A 24,585-nucleotide genomic window follows, 5' to 3' on the forward strand; every position below is an offset into this window, starting at 1 on the left:
GACTAAATGAGAAAAATTATCACCTTGACGCCCCCTTTTACCCCGATAAAATGCCCGGCTGCTTGCCATCCGGCTATCGCCGCAATGATCACGACAATGGACTGTAATGGAATCTCTCGGACAACTCGCCAAAGATCTTTACCGTGGGCGCATCTCGCGCAAACCCTTTGTTTTCTCGCTGGCGATCTTCGCCGTTGGCATCGTGCTGCTGTCGTTTCTGTCGACCTATCTGGACAAAAACCATTTTCGCGCCCATGCGCACGGCGATACCGAGGAATTCGTCTCAGTGCTGCTGTATCTGCTGTGCATTATGGTCTGGGCGCTGTTCTGTTTCGGCCTGGTGGCGTGGTTCATGGCCAAAACCGCGTTCCGGCTCAACGATATCGGCCTGCCCGGCTGGGCGCTGGCCGTAACATGCTACGTTTGCTCGGTGCTCAACAACTACTCCCCCGGCCCGGTGGCGCGCTGGCTGCCGCTTTTCAGCCTGGCCGTCATGATCTGCGCTCTGCTGTTGCCGCCGGGCGGGCTGCGCCGCAGGCCGGACGGCAACGCTGACGACTAACGCAGCTGCACCACCTTGTTCGCCGCCGGTTCGGCCGCCGTCAGCCTGCCGCTGACCTGGCTGATGCCGCCGCCGCTGTTATGGGACACCACGGCGATCGGCAAACGCCGCAGCTGCCGGGTCAGCTCCGGCGTGATATAGCCGATGTGGGTGTTCTGTTGCTGTTTCCGCCAGCGGCCGGCCGCCCTACGGCGGGAGAAATACTGGTTGTATTTAGCCCAGGCGATCAACGTGACGGCATTGAACAACGCCACAATGATGTACAGCGAGATCACCTCCAGCAGCGACAGGGCCGACCCCACCCCGTGCTGATCCATCACCGACATCAGGCCGCGGCTGAACAGATAAAGGAAGCCGCACCAGGCGAAAAGCGTCAGCAGGCTGTCTACCACGCGCGGCAACAGGCCGCGTTCGGAATAAATCAGGACGTCCGTCATTCTTTGATCCTCCCAATGCCCCGGTCGGGGCTGATCCAGCGCGCACGCCCGCGCCGAGCTTTCAACATCACTTTGGAAAACGCCACCAGCGTGGTCAGCAGGCTGAGCAGCCAATACACCAGCGGATACCAGATGATCCAGAACAGCGAGCGGCCGAAGCCCTTCTCATAGCGCTTCTCCAGCAGCAGGCTGACGGTGAACTGCAGCAGGCACACCACGCCCAGCACCAGGCCGGTAAACGCCGGCGTCAGCAACGAGTGAATGCGGATGCCCTCCGGCAGCGGCACCGCCAGCCCGACCAGGAAAATCAGCACGCTGACCAGGTAAGTGAACGCCCACAACGTGGAGAGGCAATACTCGGCGAACAGCAGCCACATATGCCGGTGCTCCCAGGCCCACAGGTTGCGCAGATTCTTTAAAAACACCTCGGCGCCGCCCTGCGCCCAGCGCAGGCGCTGCTTCCACAGCCCGCGCAGGGTCTCCGGCATCAGGATCCAGCACAACGCCCGCGGTTCGAAGAAGATAGCCCAGTGCTTGAGCTGCAGTTTCCAGCTGATGTCGATGTCTTCGGTGATCATGTCCTGGCTCCAGTAACCGACATCGGTAAGCGCTTGCTTACGAAACGCGGCCACCACGCCGGAGATGGTGAACAGGCGGCCATAAACGCGCTGCGTGCGCTTGATAAGGCCGATGATCGATGAAAACTCACCGACCTGGATGCGGCCGATCAGCGTGGAGCGCGTGCGGATGCGCGGGTTGCCGGTCACCGCGCCGACGTGCGGATTGGCCAACAGCGGCGCCACCAAATAGGCCGCCGCATCGCGATCCAGCAGCGCATCGCCGTCGATGCACACCAGATACTCGCTGCGCGCCGCCGCCGCGCCCGCCTGCAGCGCGATCGCTTTGCCCTGATTTTGCGCCAGATGGATCACCCGCAGCCGGGGGAACTCCAGCGTCAACTGATCCAGCACCTCGGCGGTGTCATCGCTGGAGCCGTCGTTGATGGCGATCACTTCGATATTTTCATAGCGCTGCGCCATCGCCGCCGAAATGGTTTCACGCGCGTTCAACCCTTCGTTGAAACAGGGGATCAGCACGCTGATCGACGGGTTGCCCGGCAGCACCGGCGCGGGCATGTCCGGGCTCCAGCGCCAGTGGCGCTCGCGGTGCAGCCAGAAATAGATGCCACCGGCGATCCAGATACCGGACATGAACAGCGGCCAGAAAAACACGAAGTTGAGCAGCACTTCGCCGGTAAACAGCAGGACGATGCCGAAAGGCACGCTCAACACCAGACACAGGATGAATAAGGCAATTAAACGATCGGTCATGGCAGTGGGAACCAGGCTGAGGACAACACCGGGCGAACGGCATCCAGCTTAGGCCGATCGTCGAGGAAGTTGTCGGGGTAATAACCAAAGCTCTGAGCGCCATTGCGCTGCAGGCGACGCATCCATTCGGCCAGCAGTTGACCGTCATCCAGGCTGATCCGGCGCTCCTTGCGCCAGTCGACGGCCTGCAACTCAAACACCGTTTTATCGAGCGCGCCGGGGTAAGCGGCCACTTTGCCCACCAGTTGATCCAGCCAGCGGCCGCTGTCGGCGCGCGGCACGTTTTCCATCAGCGGCATCGCCATCGGCGCCACCCAGTCGTAGGCCTGCAGGAAATCCGCCAGATTCTGGCCAAACCAGGCTTCGCTGGCGGGATCGAGCACCGGCATCGCATAGATGTTGCGCGCGGTTTGCACCTGCGGGCCGCGGATCGCCCGCACCCGCTCGGTCAGCGACTGGGTAAATTCGATCAGCGCCCGGCTCTTGAAGCGCGTCCAGCGCGCCATCGCCTGCGGATCCTGGCGTATCGCCGCCACCGAATCGGCGAAGCCGGCCTGGCGGTAGGCCGCAGCGGCGTCGGGGCCGGCATCTTCGAAGTCCGACAGCAGGGCATCGTCGTGGAACAGGATCCCTTTGAAGGTGGCGTGAGCCGCCAGATCCTCGTAGATCTCACCGATGCGCTGGCGCGCCACCGGGCTGAACGGGGACAGGCGGCGGTACTGCTTGTCGTCTACCGACAACTGCCCGTTTTGCGGATCGAGGCGCTGTACGCGCGGCACGTCAGATCCCAGCTCGAACGCCAACACCGGCATCCAGGCATACACGGCCACGCCGGTGCGCGAAGAGAGCTGCCAGGAGACCCGGTTGAACAGGTCGGCCTTCATCGGCAGCCAGCGGTTGGGGAAATAGAGCTCGCGCACGTTGCCGTCGCCTTTTGGATCGGCGAACGCCTGCAGGAAAACGGTATTGATGCGCAGGTCGTAGATGCGCTGGATCAGCTTGTCGAGGTTTTTGGCCTGCTGCTGCGGATCGGGATCGTAAAGGTAGTCGAGATCGACGTGCGCCACCCGCATGATCTGCCGGTTCTGTATCTGCGTCAGCTGCTGGGCGAAGCTCGTCAGCGACGGGTTGCCGGCCACCAGCATGCGCGGCACGTTCTCAGGCGCGTTGACGTCTGCCAGCCCGTTCTCCAGCGTCAGCGCCATGCGGTAACCGTGCTTGCGCGCGATGTCCAGCGCCACGCCGCCGGCCGCGCCGTACGGCCAGACCCAGACGCGCGGCGCCTTGCCGGTGGCGGCGGTGATGCGCTGGGTGATCAACGCCACGTCCTTCTCGATGCGTTGGCGATATTCCGCCTCGCTTTCGTAACGGCCCTGTTTGGCGTCATACAACCGATTGGCAACCGCCGGTTCGGTATTGCCCTGCGGGTTGGCGATGCCGCCGTAATGCGAAGCGTAGGTGTGCGCGCCGATCTCCACCAAGCCGGAGTCCGACACTTCCCGCACCTGCTGCCAGGTGAGGAAGCGATCGCGCGGCGTCATCAGGCCGCCGAAATCGACCGGCTTGTCGGCCGGCGCATCCAGCCAGACGCCGACCGGCGCCAGCACCGCCGGCCAGTTGTAGGCCTTCAGCAGCGGGAAGACCCGGCTGTAGAAGCTGCGGTAGCCGTCGTCGAAGGTCAGCAGCACCGCCTTGTTCGGCAACGCCGGGCCGCCGTTTTGCGCCTGCAGGATCTGCTCGACCGACACCGGCTGGTAGCCGTTTTGCTTCAGCCAGGCGAACTGTTCATTGAGCGCGCTGGTGCGCACCGACATGTAGCGCTGGTCCGCCGCGCCGTCTTCCACGTCGTGATACGCCAGCACCGCGTAACGGTTGGCCGGCCACGGGCGTTCCATCGGCCCCACGGGCCGCTCCGCCGGCGGCGTGAAGCGCGGCACGTCCGCCTGGCTGCAGGCGGTGGTCAGCAACGCGGCCAACACGAAAAGCGAAGATCGAATAAGCATGATTATTCCTTTAAAAACGATAATTCAGATCAAACGTCACGCCGATGTTCCGCTCGCGCTTGCCGTCGTAAGGATGCTTCTCAAACTGCAGCATCGCGCCGGCGTCCAGCACCCCGTTCCAGCTGATGCGCTGGCCGTAACCCAGTTGGGTGATCGGCTTGCGCGCATAGTCCCGCTGCCAATAGCTGCCGGCGCCGGCCTGGAACTGCTGGCTCCACTCGGTCTGATAATGGCGATACAGAGTGTGATCGAGCGTTAACGACGGCAGCAGCGTGAAGTCGCGCTTCGGGTTGTAATACGGCACGTTCTCCTGGCTGTTGCGGCTGCCGGACAGCGTCAGGTTCATGTCCAGCCGATAACGGGCGCCGGCGAGCAGCCGTTGCCGCCCTTCCAGGCCATATTCCAGCCGGTTGTTGCCGTCCGAGAAGTGCGAAGGCGCCACGCTGGCGCGCAGCTCGCGGCTTTCGTTCTGCTGCCAACGCAGCCAAAGGTTGCCGCCGTTGGCGCTGATGCCGTTGGTCAACGCGCGCAGCGGCGTCTCGGCCGACAGGCGCGCCACCGAACCGCCGAGGCGCCATTGATCATTCAGGTCATACCAGGATGAAAGGCGCAGGCCGAGCTCATTGCCGTGGCCGTAGTTGCGGTTGGCCACCTCGGCTTCCAGCCACAGATCGCGCGAGCGCCACTCGGCGCCGGCGCTGAGATCGCGGTTGATGCCCTTGCCCTCGTCGAACTGGCCGGTGTTGAATCCCCAGCCGGTGAACAGCCGCCAGTTGTCGTCGATCGGCGGTGAATAGAGCGCGGCGTGAATGCCGAAATCGTGGCTGCCGCTGACCGGCCCGTCGGAATCGATGCCCTGATTGCCGCTGATGCGCAGTTCAGACATGTGGTGAATGCGGCGCGAACGCTCGAGCTGCTGAGCGGCGACGCTTTCCGGCGCGCGTTGGATGACGTCGTCGGCCAGCAAATCCAGCTGCCGCCACTCCTGCAATTCCTGCGCGACATAGCCCTGCTGGATCTCCAACGGCAGGCTGCGCGGCTCCAGCCCTTCCACCTGCTTCAACTCGTCCTCGGCGCGGCGCGGCCAGCCGCGCGCCAAATAAACGCTGGCCAATGAGATGCGCAGCCCCTGATTGCCCGGCGCCGTGCGCGCCAGATGGGTCAACTGCCGTTCGGCCTCGGCCAGATCGCGTTGATAAACCCGTGACTGCGCCAGCAGCGATTGGCCGACCAGCCAGTCATCGTTGTAGGCCAGCGTCGGCAGCTGGTACAGGTGGGTCGCGTAGGGATAGCGCTGGCTGACGCGCTGCGCCAGCAACGCCGCCCGATCGATGCGTTCGTCCTCCGCCTGCGCGTAAAACAGATCGGTTTCGTCTTCGGCGGTCACCGCCTGCGGCGCGGCGGCGTTCAGGCGGCTGAAAATGGCCTGCGCCTTATCCGGCTGCTGCAGGTAGAGGTAGGCGGACGCCGCCCAGCGCTGGGCATAATCCGGCACCGTGCGCCCTTCCGCCTGCAAGGTTTGATACTCGCTCACCACATCGGCCATGCGATAACGCGCCAGCAGCGCGCCCAGGCGATCGATACGCGCCTGCTGGTAGCTGTCCTGCGCCTCCGGCAGCGGCCGCCACTGCGTCAGCAGTTGGTCATAGCGCGCCAGCGCGCGGTCGGCGATGACGAAGCGTTCCTGTTCGCCACGAGCATCGATAAACGACAGCCGCACCAGTTCGGCGGCTTCATCCGCCTGCAGGCGCCGCTGCTGCGCGGGCGGCAATGCCAGCCCCTGGCTTGCACGCAGCGCCGGATCCGCGACCCGGTTCGCCGCCAGCAGCGTCACGTAATAAGCCTGAATGCCGGCGTCGGACGGCGCCAGCGCACGGGCGCGGGTCACGTTTTCCAACGCCGCCCAGCTGCGGCCGGCGGCCTGATCCACATAGGCGCGCGTCAGATACCACGTCGCCGGTTCCAGTAACTTCTCCGCTTTGGCCGCTTCCGTTTGCGCCTGCGCATCCCGCCCGGCATCCGCCAGCGTCATCACGTAGCCACGCTGCAGGCCGCCGTCGGCGGGAGCGAGCTGCAACGCCGCTCGCCACAGGCGCAGCGATGGTTGCCACTGCTTAAGATTGCGGTAGGCGCGGGCCGCCGTCGCCAGGCTGGCGCTATCCCGCTGCAGCGCGGCGCCGTCGGCACGCCAGAGTGCGACCACCTCTTCGTCATGGCCGGCCCAACCGGCCACCTGGATATAATCGGCTCGCTGCTGCAGGCTCAACCCCTCCCGAGCGCGCCGCTGCGATAAATACGCCAGCACCGGCGCGGTATCGCCCGATCTGGCCTGACGGATCAGCGCGTCATAGCGCTCATCCGCCAGCGCGGCGGCCGGCAGGGATAAACCGATAAACAGCAATGACGCCGCATATTTGGTGACGTGGCGTTCGGTAAAGCGTAATGAACGCGAGTTAACTTTAGGCACGAGGTATTCCTTTAATCCGTGAGCTGCTGTCCTGGCAGAGTGCAAATGCGAGCAGGCACCCGAAAAGTCGGCTAGAGCCGTCGGGTAATAAGCATGGAGTAATGAATATTTCTGTCTGGCGCAAACATAAAGAGAATCGAATGCGCCTTTGCCTAAAAAGAGTATTTTATAAAGCTGCCGGTGAATACCGCAGCCAGGTGATATCTGCCTGAAACTGGAATTTCACAATTGTTAATAAGTGAAATAATAAAAATTAAACCACCACAAATCAAACACATGAACTTTTATCATGATCAATATTCTTATTTTCACCCTTCCGTGTGAAATTGTATAAAAACCGGCGTGATATTTGATTTTAATTCTCATTATCACCCATCAACAGGGATATTAATCCAAACACCTAATTAAATAATCTTTCTTCCCGGAAAAAATAATAAGAATATTGCTCACAAGGAAATTAAATTTGCCTGCTAATAATTATTATTTTCAATTTAAATTCCCCCACGGCTGCGTTCATGCTGGCTATCTCCCGGGCATGCCGTCACAATAGCGCCTCATTCAGGCCTCAATCAGGGATTGCCATGTACAGCCACTACCCCGCCCATTACACCTTCGATCGCGACAGCGATGCCTGGCAGATCGGTTTTCACGACTTCCCCGAGTGGCAATCTGCCTGCTATAAACGCGAAGACATCGAGCTGGAAGCGCAGGAAAGCCTGCTGGCCGCCATCGCCGCCGCGATGGACGAAGGGCTGCCCCTGCCCGCCCCTTCCCCTGTGCAAACCGATGATCTGAGAGTACATCTGCCGACGCTGGTGGCGCTGAAGATCGAGCTGCACAACGCCATGCTGCGCAAAAACACCGGCAAAGCGGCACTGGCGCGCAAGCTGGGATTCAACGGCGGGCAAATGGAGCGGTTGCTGGATATCGGCTACGCCTCGAAGGTTGAGGCGTTGGAGCAGGCGCTGTATCTGCTGGGCTACGAAGTGCGCGTGACAATAAGCGAAGTTTGCCAATAGGTTAGCGGCAGGTAAGCGAAATATTATCCAACGGGGCTAAATTTTCCCCGTTTTGCGCCGATATGATCGCTACCTAATCACTTGTCGCAACAACGAAGGCTAAAAATGGAGTGGAGTCGCCGTCATATTTGGGCCGTTATTCTGCTGTCTTGTCTCGTTTTTTGGGTCATTTTGGCGACCGGCATCAACGCCGTCGCCTGAGCGCCTGCCGCCGCATTGCAATACCTCGATTTTATAGCCCGCTGCGGCGGGCTACTTCCTGGCGCTTGCCCATAAAAAGCGTTATAAAACAGTCCGCGCTGTGCAAAAAACAGCCAAAAATTGTGATCAAAAACACAGTATTGAAATCAGACCAGTATTGAGAGTACATTAGCGCCGATCCTGTCGCGGTTCGGATTTTACCTCACGGAGCATGAGGCGCGACAACCGGACAACCCGCGCTCGAGGACGTTGTTCTTTCGCTTGGAAGAATCCGCCCGACAAGCAGGTTGCCCATAAAATACTCAGCACAACAATCGGGATCATTGCTGGCGAGGACTCCAGACAGGAGTTGTTCAGTGAAATATTTTTTGATGGGCGTGTCATTCATGCTGGTTGCCTGGGTTGGCACCTTCATGTTGATGGTTGCCTGACAGCAGCCTGACCGGGAACACAGCCAAAGGGACGCGCAAGCGTCCCTTTGTCGTTTCGGCTAGCGATCATTTGCCCGGCATCATGCGGCGCAGGGTGTCGTCCTTGCGCAGATAGTGATGATACAGCGCCGCCAGCGCATGCGCGCCAATGATAAAGTAGCCAACGTTTGCCAGCGTCTCATGCACCGTTTTGACCAGCCGGCGCATCACCGGATCCGGCGTCATCCACTGCGGCACCGGCCAGCCCAGCAAAGACCACGATTTGCCGCCGTAGGCCAGGGTTAACATACCCAGCAGCGGCAACATCAGGAAGACCACGTACAGCAGCCAATGGAAGATCTTGGCGCCCACTTCCTGCCATTCCTCCAGCGGGGGCGTGATCGGCGGCGCAGCGTGGAAAGCGCGCACCGCCAACCGAATCAGCATCAGGGCAAAGACCGATACCCCGAAATTAAAGTGCAGATTTTTGACCACCGGCCCCCACGCCTCCGGCATCGAATCCTTCAGCAACATCGCCGAATAGGTGAGGATCACCAGCAGCAGCGTCAGCCAATGTAAAACGATTTGCGATCGCGCGTAGCGGTTGCTCATACACTCAATCCAAAAAATAAAACTCAGCGTAGTCGAGCATAATGGGGAAATGATGAAGAAAACCTTGGGACGGAAAAAATAAGGCCGGGCGAACGCTCGGCCTGACAGGATTATTTGGCGCTGCCCGCCTTGCCCGGCTTCAACAGCCCGTCCGCGCGGAACATCGCCTTGATGCCGCGCACCGCCTGGCGGATACGGTCCTGGTTCTCGATCAGCGCGAAGCGCACGTGGGTATCGCCGTAGTCGCCGAAGCCGATGCCCGGCGAGACGCAGACCTTGGCTTCCGCCAGCAGGCGTTTGGCGAACTCCAGCGAACCGAGGTGGGCATAAGGCTCGGGAATTTTCGCCCACACGTACATCGACGCCTTCGGATTTTCCACCATCCAGCCGGCCTCATGCAGCCCCTTCACCAGCACGTTGCGGCGCTGCCGATACTGCTCGGCGATATCGCGCACGCACTGCTGATCGCCTTCCAGCGCGGCGATGGCCGCCACCTGCAGCGGCGTAAAGGTGCCGTAATCGTGATAACTCTTGATGCGCGCCAGCGCGCTGACCAGTTCAGGGTTACCGACCATGAAACCGATGCGCCAGCCGGCCATGTTGTAGCTTTTCGACAGGGTGAAGAACTCCACCGCAATGTCTTTCGCCCCCGGCACCTGCATGATCGACGGCGCTTTCCAGCCGTCATAGACGATATCGGCATAGGCCAGATCGTGGATCACCAGCACGTTGTACTGCTTGGCCAGCGCCACCACCCGCTCGAAGAAATCCAGCTCCACGCACTGTGCGGTCGGGTTGGACGGGAAGCCGAGGATCATCATTTTCGGGCGCGGGATGGTTTCCCGAATGGCGCGCTCCAGCTCACCGAAGAAATCCACGCCGTCCACCAGCGGCACCGAACGCACCTGGGCGCCGGCGATCACCGCGCCGTAAATATGGATCGGGTAGCTGGGGTTCGGCACCAGCACGGTATCGCCGTGATCGAGGGTCGCCAGCATCAGATGCGCCAGCCCCTCTTTCGAACCGATGGTGACGATGGCTTCGCTTTCCGGATCGATATCCACCTGATAACGATCGGCATACCAGCGCGAAATGGCGCGGCGCAGGCGCGGAATGCCGCGCGAGGTAGAGTAACCATGGGTGTCGTCGCGCTGGGCGACGGCGCACAGTTTTTCCACGATGTGCGGCGGCGTCGGGCCGTCGGGGTTACCCATGCTGAAGTCGATAATATCCTCGCCGCGACGGCGTGCGGCCATCTTCAGTTCGGCGGTGATGTTGAATACGTAAGGGGGAAGGCGTTCAATGCGCGTGAAACGGCGCTGTGGACTGTTATCAGCCATAGGGGATTCCTCGATAGACGTTAGCGCCCGGACCGTCCGAGCGACGCAGGCCAGCGAACTGACCGAATATCGAACATAGCGCAGCGCCGACGAGCTTGTCGATACCCGGCGCGATATTTTTATTTGCCGCCCTGAAACTCCGCCGCCAGCAGCCCGAACAGCCAGTCGTCGCACCACTGCCCCGCCAGACGGTAGTTGTCGCGCAGCGTGCCTTCCAGCTGAAAGCCGCACGATTCCAGCAGGCCGCGCGAAGCGAGGTTGCCCGCGGTCACGGTGGCGGTCAGCTTGTGAAAGCCGCAGGCGTTCACCGCAAAATCCAGCACCGCCCGCAGCGACTCCTTGCCATAGCCCTTGCCCTGCCCGGCAGGCAAACTCCCGTATCCCACTTCCGCCTGCCGATACGGCACCCACTGCGGGCGAAAACCGGTAATGCCCACTGCCTCTGCGCTGTGCTTCTCACGCATCACCAGGCACAGCCACTGCTCGCCGTGTTTGTCCCAGGCCGGCAGCCGCTCCTCGAACCGGGCGCGGATCTCCGCTTCGCTGCGCGGATCCGAGATGTAACGGATCACCTCGGGATCTTGGTACAGGCGCAAAAACAGCGGCCAATCCTCGGCGGTTATCGACTGCAAGCTCAGACGTTCAGTGACCAGCTTCATAAAATCTCCGAAAAACGAAAAAGAGGAACTTACGAATGAAAGATATCTCTTTATTTTCCCCGATTGGTTGCCGATAATCATTCACGTTAAAACCACAAAACCATAACGTCTTGCCCGATTCCCTACAACCGCTCGCCGCAGTCACTCACGCGGCACGAGGAGAACACCATGGCCTCTTTAGTCATCGACGATATTCCGCAGACGATCGTTAACGTCAAACGCCAGCTGCGCCAGGCATTGCCGAACTACCGCGACGTATTTCTGGCGCTGGAAGAGAACATCCGCAGCCAGGTCGAACAGATCCGCCGCGAGCTGGCCGCCGGCCACAATCCGGTGCCGCAGATCGACGCGGAAGATATCCTGCAGCAACGCGTCAGCGAGCAGCAGATAGCGCTGATCAAACAGCGCGGCGCCTGCGCCATTCGCGGCGTGTTTCCCCGCGCCAAGGCCGAGGGCTGGAACCGGGAAATCGGCGACTACCTCGAGCGCAACAACTTCGTCGAGCGGTTGAAAAACGCCGCCGAAGACAACTATTTCGGCAAGCTGGCCGCCAGCAAACCGCAGATCTACGGCATCTATTGGTCGAAACCGCAGGTCGAGGCGCGGCAGGATGCGCGCATGCATGCGGTGCAGGTGTTCCTCAATAGCCTGTGGGCCACCGAGAGCAACGGCAAACAGCATTTCGATCCGACCCGCGTCGCCACCTATGCCGATCGTACCCGCCGCCGCCCGCCGAACTCCTCGTCGCTGGGTCTGTCGCCGCACGTCGACAGCGGCACCATCGAGCGCTGGCTGGACGAAAACTTCCGCTATGTGTATCGCCACGTTTTCTCCGGCGACTGGCAGCAGTACGATCCCTTCGCCGCCGACGGCCGCACCGAGGTGCGCGAGATAGCCTCGCCGGCGGTCTGTTCGATGTTCCGCACCTTCCAGGGTTGGACGGCGCTGACGCCGCAGCGCACCAATGCCGGCACGCTGAACCTGGTGCCGATCGCCAATGCCATGGCCTATGTGCTGCTGCGCGCGCTGCAGGACGACGTCGCCGACGACGATCTGTGCGATGCGGCGCCGGGCCGCGCGCTGTCGATCTCGGAAAAATGGCATCCCCTTTTATTAAGTGGGATTTCCCCTATTCCCGATCTGGAGCCGGGCGACACGGTATTTTGGCACTGCGACGTGATCCACGCGGTGGAGAACGAGCATAACGGTGAGTTCGACAGCAACGTGATGTACATCGCCGCCGCGCCGGGCTGCGAGAAAAACGACGCCTATCTGCAGCGCCAGCTGCCGAGCTTTATCGACGGCAGAACGCCGCCGGACTTCGCCCCCGACGACTTCGAGGTGGATTTCGACGGCCGCGCCACCGCCGACCTGCTGACGCCGCTGGGCAAAGCGCAGCTCGGCATGGGCTGATCCCCCGCCCGTGGCGCGCGCCACGGGCCCCTTTCGCTGTGGTATACTGCCGCCATCCGTAGGCCGCAGCGAGAACCCGTCGTGCACCCTTTTTTTGAAATGCTGTTGGCGGTGTTTGATCGCGCCGCGCTGATGTTGATCTGTCTGTTTTTCCTGACCCGCACCCGGCTGTTCCGCCAACTGCTGCAAAAAGAAGACCATACGCCGCTCGAGCTCGGCATCGTCACGGCGATCTTCTCGCTGTTCGCGCTGTTCAGCACCTACTCCGGCATCAACGTCGAAGGGTCGCTGGTCAACGTGCGCGTCATCGCCATCATGGCCGGCGGCATCCTGTTCGGCCCCTGGGTGGGCATCGTCACCGGCATCGTCGCCGGGGTGCACCGCTATCTGATCGACATCGGCGGCATCACCTCGGTGCCTTGCCTTATCACCAGCATCATCGCCGGCATCAGCGCCGGCTACATCAACCTCAAGGTGAAAAAAGAGCAGCGCTGGCGCGCCGGCATCGTCGGCGGCATGCTGTGCGAATCCCTCACCATGCTGCTGATCGTGCTGTGGGCCAAGCCGACCGAGCTTGGGTTGGACATCGTGTCGCAGATTGCCCTGCCGATGATCCTCGGCACGGTGTGCATCGGCCTGATCGTGCTGCTGGTGCAGAGCGTCGAGGATGAAAAAGAGGTGATCGCCGCGCGCCAGGCCAAGCTGGCGCTGGATATCGCCCACAAGACGCTGCCCTATTTCCGCAACATCAACAGCGAATCGCTGGCCACCATCTGCGATATCATCCGCCAGGACATCCGCGCCGACGCGGTGGCGATCACCGATACCCACCAGGTGCTGGCCTACGTCGGCGTAGGGCGCGAAGCCTACCCGATCGGCCGCGAAGGGCTGAGCCGCGTCACCCGCGAAAGCATTCGTCACGGCAAAATCATCATCAAGAACAACCTGGAAAACCCGGCCGCGCCGCAGATCCATTCGCAGCTGGTGGTGCCGCTGTGGGAAAAAGGCGAAGTGACCGGCGCGCTGAAAATTTACTACTGCCACGCCCACCAGATCACCAACACGCTGAAGGTAATGGCGGTCGGGCTGTCGCAGATCATCTCCACGCAGATCGAGGTTTCCCGCATCGAGCATCTGCGCCAGATGGCGGACAAAGCCGAAATGCGCGCGCTGCAGAGCAAGATCAACCCGCACTTCCTGTTCAACGCGCTGAACGCCATCTCTTCCTCTATTCGCCTGAATCCGGACACCGCGCGCCAGCTGATCATCAATCTGTCGCGCTACCTGCGCTACAACCTGGAGCTGAACGACGAACTGATCGATATCCGCAAGGAGCTGCATCAGATTCAGGACTATATCGCCATCGAACAGGCGCGCTTCGGCGCCAAGCTGACGGTGATTTACGACATCGACGACGACGTCTCGGTGCGCATTCCCAGCCTGCTGATCCAGCCGCTGGTGGAAAACGCCATCGTGCACGGCATCCAGCCCTGCAAGGGTAAAGGGGTGGTGGTGATCGCGGTGAAAGATCAGGGCGATCGGGTGAAGATTTCGGTGAAGGATACCGGCCACGGCATCAATCAGGAAACCATCGACCGGGTGGCGCGCAACGAGATGCCGGGCCACAATATCGGCCTGCTCAACGTGCACCACCGCGTGTCGCTGCTGTATGGTGAAGGGCTGCATATCCGCCGCCTGGAGCCGGGCACCGAAATCGCGTTCTACATCAGTAAAAACGGCGGCAAGCTGCATCAGGAACCGAGCGCGCCACCGGTCGGGGAGGCCTCATGAAAGCCATCATCGTGGAAGACGAATTCCTCGCGCAGGAAGAACTCAGCTACCTGATCAAGAAACACAGCAATATCGATATCGTCGCCAGCTTCGAGGACGGCCTCGACGTCCTGAAATACCTGCAAACCCACCAGGTCGACGCCATTTTCCTCGACATCAATATCCCGTCGCTGGACGGCGTGCTGCTGGCGCAAAACATCAGCAAGTTCGCGCATCGCCCGTCGATCGTGTTCATCACCGCCTATAAAGAGCACGCGGTGGAAGCGTTCGAGATCGAGGCGTTCGACTATATCCTCAAGCCCTATCACGAAACGCGCATCGTCACCATGCTGCAAAAGCTGGAGGCGCTGCATCAGCGCCCCGCCGGCGCGGCGGAACCGGCCAACGCGCCGAGCCGCGGCAGCCACAGCATCAACCTGATCAAAGACGAGCGGATCATCGTTACCGACATCAACGACATCTACTACGCCGCCGCCGATGAAAAGGTGACGCGGGTCTATACCCGCCGTGAAGAGTTCGTGATGCCGATGAACATCACCGAGTTTTACGGCCGGCTGCCGGAAGCGCATTTCTTCCGCTGCCATCGCTCTTACTGCGTTAACCTGGCGAAGATCCGCGAGATCGTGCCCTGGTTCAACAATACCTACATTCTGCGGCTGAGCGATCTTGAGTTTGAAGTGCCGGTCAGCCGCAGCAAGGTGAAAGAGTTTCGCCAGCTGATGCGCCTGTAAGCGCTTACCAGCGCGGGCCCGGACGGTAGTAATAGCCGGGCGGCGGCGGTGGCGGCATGCGGTAATGCGGCCGATCTCACCAGTCGCGCCGCGGCGGCCCGTAGTAAATCACCCGTGGCGGCGGGCCATAATAGTACCCGCGCGGGCGTTCATACCGGTGGTGATCGGCCCACCAGCGCGGATCGCGCCAGCGATAGCCGTCCCAGTAGTGGCCGCGATTATCGCGATCGCCGATATGCAACGACAGGCCCGGCACGTTCACACCGATGGACACGTCGGCCTGGCTCGCCAGCGGCAGCGCCAGCAGCGCGGCCAGTAACAACAGCGTTTTTTTCATTTCATGGACTCCTGCAGAGCGGACCTCGTCCGATCGCAGATAACATAGTCCCGCGCTCATCGCCGCTCTATAGGCGCAATGCCGATTTACGCCATTCAGACGCATCCTTCACAATTTCACCACAATCGTTCACCGGCAGTTAACAATAAATCGTTGATATCTTTGATGTAGATCACGTGTCACCCACGGCATTTCACGCGCTTTTCGGCGCTAAAACGGCAACTCACGCCGCATAACATGCATTTCATTCCTTCCGCCGTGCAACTCATTCCCGATCCGCCGCCCGCTGGGGGGGCCGGCCATATAATAAGCCCATACCGCGGGAACACAGCTTCACCCCGCAAATTTCAGCCAGCGGCTCACGCCCGGCAACGCACACACAGGAAGGAGACCGGCCATGAACACCAAACCGGCAAATCGCAGCTTAATCGTTCTCGGCACCATCATCTGTCAGATGGGCCTGGGCACCATCTACACCTGGAGCCTGTTCAACCAGCCGCTGGTCGACAAGTTCCACTGGGGGCTGGCGGACGTCGCCACCACCTTCTCCATCACCAGCTTCTTCCTGGCCTTCGCCACGCTGTTCGCCGGCAAGCTGCAAGAACGCTTCGGCATCCGCAATCTGACGCTGTGTTCCGGCATCCTGGTCGGCCTGGGCCTGATCGCCAGCGCCCACGTCAGCTCGCTCGACATGATCTACCTGCTGGCCGGCGTGGTGGTGGGCTTTGCGGTCGGTATCGCCTACATCTCCACCCTGTCCAACCTGATTAAGTGGTTCCCGGCCAATAAAGGCCTGATTTCCGGCATCTCCGTCGGCGCCTTCGGCAGCGGCAGCCTGCTGTTCAAATACGTCAACGCCGCCCTGATCGCCGACGTCGGCGTTTCCGGCGCCTTCTTCTACTGGGGTGCCATCGTGATGGGTCTGATCGTCGTCGGCTCCCTGTTGCTGAAAGAGCCGGTGCTGGCGACCAACGCCGCGCAGCAAGGCGCCAACGGTCTGGGCAACGACTTCAGCGTGCGCCAGATGTTGGCCACCAAAGAAGCCTACCTGCTGTTCACCATCTTCTTCGCGGCCTGCATGAGCGGTCTGTACCTGATTGGCATCGTGAAAGACATGGGCGTTCAACTGGCCGGGATGGATTTGGCCACCGCCGCCAACACCGTGTCCGCCGTCGCCATCTTCAACACCGCCGGCCGCATCATCCTGGGTACGCTGTCCGATAAAGTGGGCCGCATGCGCGTCATCAGCTTCACCATGCTGGTTACCGTGCTGGCGATTGTCGCCCTGAGCTTCATGACCCTGAACCACACGCTGTTCTTTATCTGCGTCGGCGCGGTGGCCTTCTGCTTCGGCGGCAACATCACCGTGTTCCCGGCGATTGTCGGCGACTTCTTCGGCCTGAAAAACCACAGCAAGAACTACGGCATCATCTACCAGGGTTTCGGCCTGGGCGCGCTGGCCGGTTCGTTCGTCGCCAAATACTTCGGCGGCTTCCACGCCACCTTCATGGTGATTGGCGTCCTGTCCGCCGCCTCCCTGCTGATTACGCTGTTCATCAAAGCGCCGAAAGCGGTGGAAGCGGAAACGGCAGAAACCGCCCAGACGGCGGAGCTGGCCAAAGCCTGATCCCCCGCGAAAACGACAAGGGGCGCAACCTGCGGGTTGCGCCCCCTTTTTTTATCGTGCTGCCGCGTTGCTTACAGCTGCATGCCCAGCGTCTGGCGCAGATGCGCGCCGGCCCCCAGCAGGCCCGGCTGACCGTGCGTTATCATGAACACCGGGATGTCTCGCACATAGTCGCGGAAGCGCCCCTTGTCTTCGAAGGCGGCGCGGAAGCCCGAGGCCTTGAAGAATTCCATAAAGCGCGGCACGATGCCGCCGGCGATGTACACGCCGCCAAAGGTGCCCAGATTCAGCGCCAGGTTGCCGCCGAAGCGCCCCATGATCACGCAAAACAGCGACAGCGCGCGGCGGCAATCGATGCAGCTGTCGGCCAGCGCCCGCTCGGTGATGTCCTTCGGCTCCCATTTTTCCGGCAGGCGGTTGTCCGCCTTGACGATGGCGCGATACAGATTGACCAGGCCCGGCCCGGATAGCACGCGCTCGGCGGAAACGTGCCCCACTTCACCGCGCAGCACCTCCAGAATGATGTCCTCTTCTTCGCTGTTCGGCGCGAAATCGACATGGCCGCCCTCGCCCGGCAGGCTGACCCAGCGGCGATCGACGTGCACCAGGTGGGCGACGCCCAGCCCTGTGCCGGCGCCGTACACCGCGATCGGTTTGCCCGGCTGCGCATCGCCGCCGCCAAACTGCAGCACATCGTCCGGCGAAAGCATCGGGATCGCCATCGAGACGGCGGTGAAATCGTTGATCACTTCCAGGTGGCTCAGCCCCAGACTGGCCTTCATTTCTTTGATCGAGAACGCCCAGCTGTGGTTGGTCATCGCCACCCAGTCTTCGGTCACCGGGCAGGCGATCGCGATACAGGCGTCCTGCACCTCGATATCGCACGCTTTCAGGTATTGGCGGATCACCGCCTCCAGGCTGTCGAACTCCAGGCCGGAATAGGTTTTCGCCTGGGTAATTTCACCCGTCGCAACAGTGCACAACGCCAGGCGGGCATTGGTGCCGCCAACATCACCCACGAGGGCATAGGTCATTGATTTCGTCTCCGCAAAATGAAAAATAAAAAGCTGCCCACACTGTAAAATCCTGCTGCGAAAACAACAATCACCCGCCCCGGATCTGCACCCCAATAGCGATCCGGATCACAAAAAACGGTTCAGCTTGCCCGCGACGCCGCGCCTTGAAACAAATTGCGGCAAAAAACGCCCCCCGGCGACTGTTAACCGTCATCGCCGCCGGGCAATATCAATGCGTGCCTGCGCGCCGATAGTCTGGCAAGCTGTGGCCACAGCCCAACCACCCGCTCTCCCTGCCCTGCAGGGAGGCATCGACAAGGGATTACCCATGCTGCATCCGCGCGCCAATGCCATGTTGGCCTTTGCTTTGCCTGCGCTGATTATCGGTTCCGCTTCCAGTCTGGTGCTGCTGCTGGTGATGAAAGTCGCCGCCGCGCTGCAGCAATTACTGTGGGTGACGCTGCCCGATGCGCTGAGCCTGGATGCCCAGTCCCCCTGGTGGCCGGTCGCGATGCTGACGCTGACCGGCGTGGCGGTGGGCCTTATCGTGCGCTATATGCCGGGCCACGCCGGGCCGGATCCGGCGACGGAATCGCTGATCGGCATGCCGCTGCCGCTCTCCGCCCTGCCGGGGCTGGGGTTGGCGCTGATCGTCGGCCTGGCCGGCGGCGTCAGCCTGGGGCCGGAGAACCCGATCACCGCCATCAATATCGCGCTGGTAGCGGCCGCCGGTGCGCGCCTGCTGCCGAAGGTGCCGCGCATGGACTGGATCATCCTGGCGGCCGCGGGCACCATCGGCGCGATGTTCGGCACGCCGGTCGCCGCCGCGCTGATCTTCTCGCAAACCCTGGCGGGCAATAACGAAACGCCGCTGTGGGATCGCCTGTTCGCCCCGCTGGTGGCCGCCGCCGCCGGCGCGGTCACCACCCAGATGTTCTTCGTGCCCAATTTCGCCCTGCAGCTCGACGCCTACGACGTGACGCGGCTGCCGGACATCTTCAGCGGCGCCATCGTGGCGCTGATCGCCATCGCGCTCGGCATGGTGGCGCTGTGGTGCTTCCCGCACGTTCACCGCCTGTTCCATTCGATGAAGAACCCGGTGTTGATGTTAGGGCTGGGGGGGTTTGTGCTGGGCCTGCTGGCGCTGGTGGGCGGAGAGATTACCCTGTTCAAAGGGCTGGATGAAATGAAGCGCCTCGCGCAAGACGACGGCTATTCGGTGCCGGCGCTGTTGGCCATTACCCTGACCAAGCTGGCGGCGCTGGTGATCGCCGCCGCCAGCGGCTTTCGCGGCGGGCGCATCTTCCCGGCGGTGTTCGTCGGCGTGGCGCTGGGGCTGATGCTGCACCAGCACGTTCCGGCGGTGCCGGCGGCGATCACCGTCTCCTGCGCCATCATGGGGCTGGTGCTGGTGGTGACGCGCGACGGCTGGCTCAGCCTGTTCATGGCGGTGGCTGTGGTGCCGGATCTGCACCTGCTGCCGGTCTTGTGCATCGTGATGCTGCCCGCCTGGCTGGCGCTGGCGGGCAAACCGCTGATGCTGGTGAACCGCCGGCAACCGCCGCACGACGATTAGGCCAGCGCGAACGCCGCGGCGGCGCGGGCGTGGATCGCGGTGGTGTCGAACACCGGCACCGAGGCATCCTGCTCGCTCACCAACAACCCTATCTCGGTGCAGCCGAAAATAATCCCCTGCGCGCCCTGCTGCTCCAGATCGCTGATGATCCGGCGATACTCGTCGCGCGAGGCGTCGCGAATTTTACCGAGGCACAGTTCGTCATAGATGATGCGGTGTACGATGTCGCGATCGGCGCTGACCGGCGTCACCACCTCAATGCCGTGCAATTCCTGCAGGCGGCCACGGTAGAAGGTCTGCTCCATGGTAAAGCGCGTGCCCAGCAGCCCGACGCGGCGAATGTTTTTTTCCCGCACCTGCAGCGCCGTGGCGTCGGCGATGTGGATCAGCGGCAGGCCGCTGGCCTGCTCGACCGCCTCCGCCACCTTGTGCATGGTGTTGGTGCAGATCACGATGGCTTCGGCGCCGGCGGCGCGCAACGCCACCGCGGCGGCGGCCAGCAATCGGCCGGCGCCGTCCCAATCGCCCTGATGCTGCAATCGCTCGATCTCCTGAAAATCGACGCTGTAGAGCACGATTTTGGCCGAATGCAGCCCGCCGAGGCGCGCCTTTACCTGCTCGTTGATGGTGCGGTAATACGGAATGGTGGATTCCCAGCTCATGCCACCCAGCAAGCCCAACACTTTCATTTTTCTTTCCTCAGCCTGTTGCGACAATCCTCTGACCTTACCTGAGAATCGCCGGGCTGACGACGCCTTATTCAGCGCCGGAATTGATCGGCTGGCGCGCTTCGAACCAGCGCTGGCGCAGCGTGTCGTACAGCCAGTTATAGGCCATGGTGTACGGCAGGAAGAACAGGAAGAAACCGATCTCCAACATAAAGGCCTGCAATACGGAAATATTCAGCATCCAGGCGGCGATCGGCACGCCGATCAGGATAAAACCGGCTTCAAAACCGACGGCATGCAGCACACGCACCTTCAGGTTGCGGACGACCCGGCTGACCGGCCACAGACGGTCGAATACCGTGTTGTAAACCATATTCCAGACCATGGCGATGGTCGCCAAGGCCACCGCCAATGCGCCGATTTGCACCATCGAACGATTAAGCAGCCATGCCCCCAGCGGAGAAACGATCATCACGGCAATCACCTCGAAACCGACGGCGTGGACGATACGTTCAATGAGAGACTTGTTTTGCAGTTGCATACATCACCTTTTTTCCGACAGTTGTTGCGAAAGTCAGGTGATTATCATCGCTTTTTTGGGTAGATTAAAAATAGATACCATCGATAAAGTAGATAGTTTATGCACTATTCCCCGGAAGCGCTGCACGCGTTTGTCGAAGCCGCCGCCCTCGGCTCGTTTTCCGCCGCCGCGCGCAAGCTGCGCAAAAGCCAATCCACCATCAGCACCGCCATCGCCAATCTGGAGGCCGACCTGGCATTGACGCTGTTCGATCGCAGCGCGCGCCAGCCGGTGCTCACCGCCGCCGGCCGCAAAGTGCTGGGGCATGTGCAGGCGATCCTCGCCGCCAGCGAGCGGCTCGACGCGCTGAGCATTCAACTGGCGGGCGACGTCGAACCGCGCCTGAGCATGGTGTTCTCCGATACCTATCAACCCAAGCATCACGATCAATTGATGCAACAATTCGAACTGCGTTACCCGGAGATTGAGCTGGAGTGGATGATCGCCGAAGATGGCGACGTTATCGATCTGCTGCAAAGCGGCCGCGCGCATTTGGGCATGGTGGAAGTGCAAAAAAGCTACCCGCCGGATATCGCCTTCTCTCGTTTGCCGGAACAAACCGACATGGGGCTGTTCGTCGCCCACCAGCATCCGCTGGCGCAGGCCGCCGCGCCGACGCCGGAGCAGTTGTCCAGCACCCGACAGCTGATCCTGAACACCTACACCGGCGCCGAAGCGGCCAGACAAGGCGGCCTGGTTTGGTCGGCGCCCAGCTATCTGCTGCTGCTGGAGATGGCGGAACAGGGGTTCGGCTGGGCGGTGTTGCCGCACTGGCTGGTGCAACAATACGGCCACAATATGCTGACCGAGCTGCGGCCGCGCGGCTGGCCGAAAATGATCTCGGTGGATGCGGTATGGTCAAAACTGACCCCGCCGGGCCCGGCGGGGTTCTGGGTGCTGAAGCGCCTGCTGGGCGATTCCCTGCCTTAAGCGGCGGCGTTGCGCGCCTGGATGGCGCGCGAAACGGTGTCGAGCAGCTCGGGAATGTCCATCTTCGGCAGCATCACTTCAATGAAGGCCAGCCGATCGCCGTCGGCTACCTCGCGCAGCGCCTGGCGCAAGCCGTCCGAATCGCTGACCCGCAGCGCCTTCACCGGCCGCTCGCCGGCCAGCGCAGGCGGCAGCTGCGTCCAGTTCCAGCGCGCGATGTCGTTATAACGTTGCTCCGGCCCGTGGATGGCGCGCTCGACGGTATATCCCTGATTATTCAGCACGAAGATCACCGGTTTAAGCCCGTCGCGCAGCATCGAACCCAGCTCCTGCACGGTCAGCTGCGCGGCGCCGTCGCCAATCAGCAGCACTGCCCGGCGCTGCGGTTCGGCGGTCTGCACGCCGAACGTCGCCGGCAGGGTATAGCCGATCGATCCCCAGAGCGACTGCACGATCAACCGGCAGCCGCGCGGCAACGTCAGCGCCGCCGCACCAAAACAGGCGGTGCCCTGATCGGCCAGCACGATATCCCCGGGCCGCAGGAAATCCTGCATCTGCCGCCAGAAGGCGTGCTGATCCAGCCCTTCCCCATCGCCTTCCGGCAGCGCCGGGCGGACGATCGGCGGCAACGGCCAACGCGACGCCAGCGACAGGCTCAGGCGATGCAGCGCCCGCACCGCCTCGCGCATCGGAATGCGGCTAAAGCGCTGCCGCCCGACCCAGGCTTCGAACGGCTGAATGTCGATGCATTTTTCCACCGGCAGATGATGCGTGAAACCGGCGGTAATGGTGTCGGTCAAACGCACGCCGACGTTGATCACCACATCGGCGTTTTCGATAAGCTGTTTCACCGCCGGATCGCTGGCACCGCCGCAGTAGGTACCGACAAAACCGGCGCGGTTCTCATCCAGCACGCCTTTGCCGAGCAGCAGCGTAGCGTGCGGAATGTCGACCTCCTGCAGCCACTCGTCCAGCGCCGCTTCGGCGCCGAAGCGATCGGCCAGGAAGTCCGCCAGCAGCGATACCCGCCGCGCCGACAGCAGCTTTTCGCGCGCCGCGGCGATAAACGCCTGCAATGCGCTGCGCGACAGTTTGGCCTGGCGCAGCATCAGCGGCGCCGGTTTACTCGGCAGCGGCGCCTGTGCGACGTCGCTGGGCAACATCAGGTAAACCGGGCGATGTTCCAGCAAGGCGACGCCGATCAGGCGGTCGATCTCCTCTGCGGCGTTGTCGGCGGTCAGGTCGGCCTGCGCGACGGTCACCTCTTTGGCTATCCGGGCGAAGTGGGTGAAGTCGCCATCCCCCAGCGAATGGTGCAGCAAATCACCGGCGCGCTGAGCGCGCTGCGCCGGCGTGCCGACCACGTGGATCACCGGCAGGTATTCGGCGTAGCTGCCGGCCACCCCGTTCAACGCGCTCAGCTCGCCGACGCCAAAGGTGGTGAGCAGCGCGGCCGCCGGTTTGCAGCGCGCATAGCCGTCGGCGGCGTAGGCGGCGTTCAGCTCGTTGGCGCAGCCTACCCAGGTGATTTGCGGATGGGCGAGGACGTGATCGAGGAATTGCAGGTTGTAATCCCCCGGCACGCCGAAGAAATGACGGATGCCGATTTGGGCCAGACGATCGAGCAGATAATCGGCCACCGTATAGGTCTGAGTCATGATCATCACCTGTCTGCAGCTGGAGCGATTACCTTTAAGTATCGAAGATGCTGTTCAAATTTCGAACAAGGATTCCTGCATCGATCGGCAACCTGGCGTTACATGCCGACGCTGTGATCGCTCCCCCGACAGCGCGGTGTGAAAGCGTATACACTCAAAGCACTTCACCTCTCGCCGACAAGGATAACTATGTCCTACCCCGCCTCCCCCTCACGTTATCAAGACATGGAATACCGGCGCTGCGGCCGCAGCGGGCTGAAGCTGCCCGCCGTCTCGCTCGGACTGTGGCACAATTTCGGCGACGCCACGCTGTACGACAACGCCCGCGGCCTGATCCGCTGCGCCTTCGATCGCGGCATTACTCATTTCGATCTGGCCAATAACTACGGCCCGCCGCCCGGCGCCGCCGAGGAGAACTTTGGCCGCATACTCAACGCCGATCTGCGGGCCTGGCGCGATGAGCTGATCGTCTCATCCAAAGCCGGTTACACCATGTGGCCCGGCCCCTACGGTGATTGGGGCTCGAAAAAGTACCTGGTCGCCAGCCTCGATCAGAGCCTGAGGCGCATGGGGCTGGAGTATGTGGATATCTTTTATCATCATCGGCCGGATCCACAGACGCCGCTGGAAGAAACCATGGCGGCGCTGGATTTGTTGGTGCGCCAGGGCAAAGCGCTGTATGTCGGCCTGTCCAACTACCCGGCCGAGCGCGCGCGGCAGGCATTCGACATTCTGCAGCGGCTCGGCACGCCGTGCGTGATCCACCAGCCGAAGTATTCGATGTTGGAACGCGGGCCGGAGACGGCGCTGCTGGATACGCTGGCGGAGCATGGCGTCGGCTCGATCGCCTTCTCGCCGCTGGCGGGCGGCCTGCTGACCGACCGCTACCTGCACGGCGTTCCGCAAGATTCCCGCGCCGCCAGCGGCAGCCGCTTCCTGCAGCCGGAGCAGTTGACCGCCGAGCGGCTGGACAAGGTGCGCCGCCTCGATGCGCTGGCGCGGCAACGCGGGCAGAAGCTGTCGCAAATGGCGCTGGCCTGGGTGCTGCGCGGCGATCGCGTTACCTCGGTGCTGATCGGCGCCAGCAAGAATGCGCAGATAGAAGACGCGGTGGGCATGCTGGCCAATCGCCACTTCAGTGACGAAGAACTCGCGCAGATCGAGAAAATCTTATTGTAATCGCTTACAAATTCCGCCGCTCAATCGAGCGGCGATCC

At 61.9% G+C, this 24,585-nt stretch carries 21 protein-coding genes and 1 pseudogene; 10 read left to right on the plus strand and 12 right to left on the minus strand.

The genetic code is table 11. The annotated features are described in order from the left end of the window. The first annotated feature begins 106 nt into the window (after positions 1 to 106). On the plus strand, positions 107 to 562 hold the full coding sequence (locus tag SSARUM2_RS17400) for a DUF805 domain-containing protein (RefSeq protein ID WP_041036129.1): 456 nt from the start codon (positions 107 to 109) through the stop codon (positions 560 to 562). Here the strand turns inward: SSARUM2_RS17400 and pgaD are convergent. From pgaD to pgaA, 4 genes are read right to left on the minus strand one after another with little or no spacing between them, the layout of a single operon-like run. Beyond that, positions 559 to 999, minus strand: coding sequence for a poly-beta-1,6-N-acetyl-D-glucosamine biosynthesis protein PgaD (gene pgaD / locus SSARUM2_RS17405; RefSeq protein WP_019453806.1), 441 nt, complete (start codon positions 997 to 999; stop codon positions 559 to 561). The genes SSARUM2_RS17400 and pgaD overlap by 4 nt on opposite strands. Continuing rightward, positions 996 to 2,330, minus strand: coding sequence for a poly-beta-1,6-N-acetyl-D-glucosamine synthase (gene pgaC, locus SSARUM2_RS17410; RefSeq protein ID WP_033653713.1), 1,335 nt, complete (start codon positions 2,328 to 2,330; stop codon positions 996 to 998). The genes pgaD and pgaC overlap by 4 nt, the downstream gene beginning before the upstream one ends. Further along, positions 2,327 to 4,333 (minus strand): poly-beta-1,6-N-acetyl-D-glucosamine N-deacetylase PgaB, encoded by a 2,007-nt coding sequence (gene pgaB / locus SSARUM2_RS17415; RefSeq protein WP_033653711.1) that lies wholly within the window; start codon positions 4,331 to 4,333, stop codon positions 2,327 to 2,329. The genes pgaC and pgaB overlap by 4 nt, the downstream gene beginning before the upstream one ends. A 10-nt stretch (positions 4,334 to 4,343) precedes the next feature. Continuing rightward, on the minus strand, positions 4,344 to 6,800 hold the full coding sequence (pgaA, locus tag SSARUM2_RS17420; protein ID WP_072270115.1) for a poly-beta-1,6 N-acetyl-D-glucosamine export porin PgaA: 2,457 nt from the start codon (positions 6,798 to 6,800) through the stop codon (positions 4,344 to 4,346). A gap of 581 nt (positions 6,801 to 7,381) precedes the next feature. Between pgaA and SSARUM2_RS17425 the strand changes: the two genes are divergently transcribed. Then, entirely contained in the window at positions 7,382 to 7,819 is a 438-nt protein-coding gene (locus SSARUM2_RS17425; RefSeq protein ID WP_060452513.1) for an antitoxin HicB, read from the plus strand. 557 nt (positions 7,820 to 8,376) lie between these two features. After that, the gene (gene ypdK, locus SSARUM2_RS17430) at positions 8,377 to 8,451 is read left to right on the plus strand and encodes a membrane protein YpdK (protein ID WP_099782600.1); all 75 of its coding nucleotides are present in this window, start codon (positions 8,377 to 8,379) and stop codon (positions 8,449 to 8,451) included. A 66-nt stretch (positions 8,452 to 8,517) separates the two neighbouring features. Here the strand turns inward: ypdK and SSARUM2_RS17435 are convergent, their stop codons facing one another. The 3 genes from SSARUM2_RS17435 to SSARUM2_RS17445 all read right to left on the minus strand — a co-directional run bounded on the left by SSARUM2_RS17435 (position 8,518) and on the right by SSARUM2_RS17445 (position 11,041). Next, complete coding sequence (locus tag SSARUM2_RS17435; RefSeq protein WP_033653709.1) at positions 8,518 to 9,042, minus strand: cytochrome b; 525 nt, start codon at positions 9,040 to 9,042, stop codon at positions 8,518 to 8,520. Positions 9,043 to 9,152: 110 nt separating this feature from the next. After that, positions 9,153 to 10,382, minus strand: a complete 1,230-nt coding sequence (gene alaC, locus SSARUM2_RS17440) for an alanine transaminase (RefSeq protein ID WP_016926818.1) — start codon at positions 10,380 to 10,382, stop codon at positions 9,153 to 9,155. Positions 10,383 to 10,501: 119 nt separating this feature from the next. Next, entirely contained in the window at positions 10,502 to 11,041 is a 540-nt protein-coding gene (locus SSARUM2_RS17445) for a GNAT family protein (protein WP_060419919.1), read from the minus strand. A gap of 168 nt (positions 11,042 to 11,209) precedes the next feature. Between SSARUM2_RS17445 and SSARUM2_RS17450 the strand changes: the two genes are divergently transcribed. From SSARUM2_RS17450 to SSARUM2_RS17460, 3 genes are all read left to right on the plus strand, one after another. Beyond that, on the plus strand, positions 11,210 to 12,454 hold the full coding sequence (locus SSARUM2_RS17450) for a DUF1479 domain-containing protein (protein WP_060452512.1): 1,245 nt from the start codon (positions 11,210 to 11,212) through the stop codon (positions 12,452 to 12,454). A 99-nt stretch (positions 12,455 to 12,553) separates the two neighbouring features. Next, complete coding sequence (locus SSARUM2_RS17455) at positions 12,554 to 14,245, plus strand: sensor histidine kinase (protein WP_033635418.1); 1,692 nt, start codon at positions 12,554 to 12,556, stop codon at positions 14,243 to 14,245. Beyond that, positions 14,242 to 14,976, plus strand: a complete 735-nt coding sequence (locus SSARUM2_RS17460; RefSeq protein WP_060452511.1) for a LytTR family DNA-binding domain-containing protein — start codon at positions 14,242 to 14,244, stop codon at positions 14,974 to 14,976. Before SSARUM2_RS17455 ends, SSARUM2_RS17460 begins: the two co-directional genes overlap by 4 nt. Before the next feature lie 4 nt (positions 14,977 to 14,980). Here SSARUM2_RS17460 and SSARUM2_RS17465 read toward each other — a convergent pair. After that, positions 14,981 to 15,313: pseudogene (locus tag SSARUM2_RS17465) on the minus strand (DUF2502 domain-containing protein). Between the two features lie 397 nt (positions 15,314 to 15,710). On the opposite strand from SSARUM2_RS17465, the gene SSARUM2_RS17470 reads away from it, so the two are divergent. Further along, complete coding sequence (locus SSARUM2_RS17470) at positions 15,711 to 16,940, plus strand: OFA family MFS transporter (protein ID WP_033653703.1); 1,230 nt, start codon at positions 15,711 to 15,713, stop codon at positions 16,938 to 16,940. A 71-nt stretch (positions 16,941 to 17,011) separates the two neighbouring features. Here the strand turns inward: SSARUM2_RS17470 and glk are convergent, their stop codons facing one another. After that, positions 17,012 to 17,974 carry a glucokinase gene (gene glk, locus SSARUM2_RS17475; RefSeq protein WP_033653702.1) on the minus strand — a complete coding sequence of 321 codons (963 nt, stop codon included), beginning with the start codon at positions 17,972 to 17,974 and terminating at the stop codon, positions 17,012 to 17,014. Between the two features lie 310 nt (positions 17,975 to 18,284). Between glk and SSARUM2_RS17480 the strand changes: the two genes are divergently transcribed. Then, positions 18,285 to 19,532 carry an ion channel protein gene (locus SSARUM2_RS17480; protein ID WP_033648113.1) on the plus strand — a complete coding sequence of 416 codons (1,248 nt, stop codon included), beginning with the start codon at positions 18,285 to 18,287 and terminating at the stop codon, positions 19,530 to 19,532. On the opposite strand, the gene SSARUM2_RS17485 is transcribed toward SSARUM2_RS17480, so the two are convergent. Beyond that, on the minus strand, positions 19,529 to 20,221 hold the full coding sequence (locus tag SSARUM2_RS17485; RefSeq protein ID WP_033653701.1) for an aspartate/glutamate racemase family protein: 693 nt from the start codon (positions 20,219 to 20,221) through the stop codon (positions 19,529 to 19,531). The genes SSARUM2_RS17480 and SSARUM2_RS17485 overlap by 4 nt on opposite strands. A gap of 67 nt (positions 20,222 to 20,288) precedes the next feature. Then, positions 20,289 to 20,741: a multidrug/biocide efflux PACE transporter gene (locus SSARUM2_RS17490; RefSeq protein ID WP_033635424.1), complete on the minus strand. Its 453-nt coding sequence runs from the start codon at positions 20,739 to 20,741 to the stop codon at positions 20,289 to 20,291. A gap of 99 nt (positions 20,742 to 20,840) precedes the next feature. Here SSARUM2_RS17490 and SSARUM2_RS17495 point away from each other — a divergent pair, with 99 nt between their 5' ends. Next, complete coding sequence (locus SSARUM2_RS17495; RefSeq protein WP_060452510.1) at positions 20,841 to 21,710, plus strand: LysR family transcriptional regulator; 870 nt, start codon at positions 20,841 to 20,843, stop codon at positions 21,708 to 21,710. Here SSARUM2_RS17495 and SSARUM2_RS17500 read toward each other — a convergent pair. Then, positions 21,707 to 23,368, minus strand: a complete 1,662-nt coding sequence (locus SSARUM2_RS17500) for a thiamine pyrophosphate-binding protein (protein ID WP_049212433.1) — start codon at positions 23,366 to 23,368, stop codon at positions 21,707 to 21,709. The two genes, SSARUM2_RS17495 and SSARUM2_RS17500, sit on opposite strands and share 4 nt — an antisense overlap. A 189-nt stretch (positions 23,369 to 23,557) precedes the next feature. Between SSARUM2_RS17500 and mgrA the strand changes: the two genes are divergently transcribed. Further along, positions 23,558 to 24,547 (plus strand): L-glyceraldehyde 3-phosphate reductase, encoded by a 990-nt coding sequence (gene mgrA, locus SSARUM2_RS17505; protein ID WP_060452509.1) that lies wholly within the window; start codon positions 23,558 to 23,560, stop codon positions 24,545 to 24,547. Positions 24,548 to 24,585: the final 38 nt, after the last annotated feature.

It is taken from the genome of Serratia sp. K-E0102, assembly GCF_029962625.1.
Taxonomy (GTDB): domain Bacteria; phylum Pseudomonadota; class Gammaproteobacteria; order Enterobacterales; family Enterobacteriaceae; genus Serratia; species Serratia sarumanii.

Excerpts from the sequence above, each read along its gene's own strand:
- pgaD (WP_019453806.1), bottom strand. The coding sequence starts at position 999 with ATGACGGACGTCCTGATTTATTCCGAACGCGGCCTGTTGCCGCGCGTG.
- SSARUM2_RS17460 (WP_060452511.1), top strand. The coding sequence starts at position 14,242 with ATGAAAGCCATCATCGTGGAAGACGAATTCCTCGCGCAGGAAGAACTC.
- SSARUM2_RS17450 (WP_060452512.1), top strand. The coding sequence starts at position 11,210 with ATGGCCTCTTTAGTCATCGACGATATTCCGCAGACGATCGTTAACGTC.
- SSARUM2_RS17455 (WP_033635418.1), top strand. The coding sequence starts at position 12,554 with ATGCTGTTGGCGGTGTTTGATCGCGCCGCGCTGATGTTGATCTGTCTG.
- SSARUM2_RS17490 (WP_033635424.1), bottom strand. The coding sequence starts at position 20,741 with ATGCAACTGCAAAACAAGTCTCTCATTGAACGTATCGTCCACGCCGTC.
- glk (WP_033653702.1), bottom strand. The coding sequence starts at position 17,974 with ATGACCTATGCCCTCGTGGGTGATGTTGGCGGCACCAATGCCCGCCTG.
- SSARUM2_RS17495 (WP_060452510.1), top strand. The coding sequence starts at position 20,841 with ATGCACTATTCCCCGGAAGCGCTGCACGCGTTTGTCGAAGCCGCCGCC.
- SSARUM2_RS17500 (WP_049212433.1), bottom strand. The coding sequence starts at position 23,368 with ATGACTCAGACCTATACGGTGGCCGATTATCTGCTCGATCGTCTGGCC.
- SSARUM2_RS17485 (WP_033653701.1), bottom strand. The coding sequence starts at position 20,221 with ATGAAAGTGTTGGGCTTGCTGGGTGGCATGAGCTGGGAATCCACCATT.
- SSARUM2_RS17435 (WP_033653709.1), bottom strand. The coding sequence starts at position 9,042 with ATGAGCAACCGCTACGCGCGATCGCAAATCGTTTTACATTGGCTGACG.
- SSARUM2_RS17470 (WP_033653703.1), top strand. The coding sequence starts at position 15,711 with ATGAACACCAAACCGGCAAATCGCAGCTTAATCGTTCTCGGCACCATC.
- SSARUM2_RS17425 (WP_060452513.1), top strand. The coding sequence starts at position 7,382 with ATGTACAGCCACTACCCCGCCCATTACACCTTCGATCGCGACAGCGAT.
- mgrA (WP_060452509.1), top strand. The coding sequence starts at position 23,558 with ATGTCCTACCCCGCCTCCCCCTCACGTTATCAAGACATGGAATACCGG.
- SSARUM2_RS17445 (WP_060419919.1), bottom strand. The coding sequence starts at position 11,041 with ATGAAGCTGGTCACTGAACGTCTGAGCTTGCAGTCGATAACCGCCGAG.
- alaC (WP_016926818.1), bottom strand. The coding sequence starts at position 10,382 with ATGGCTGATAACAGTCCACAGCGCCGTTTCACGCGCATTGAACGCCTT.
- SSARUM2_RS17480 (WP_033648113.1), top strand. The coding sequence starts at position 18,285 with ATGCTGCATCCGCGCGCCAATGCCATGTTGGCCTTTGCTTTGCCTGCG.
- SSARUM2_RS17400 (WP_041036129.1), top strand. The coding sequence starts at position 107 with ATGGAATCTCTCGGACAACTCGCCAAAGATCTTTACCGTGGGCGCATC.
- pgaB (WP_033653711.1), bottom strand. The coding sequence starts at position 4,333 with ATGCTTATTCGATCTTCGCTTTTCGTGTTGGCCGCGTTGCTGACCACC.
- pgaC (WP_033653713.1), bottom strand. The coding sequence starts at position 2,330 with ATGACCGATCGTTTAATTGCCTTATTCATCCTGTGTCTGGTGTTGAGC.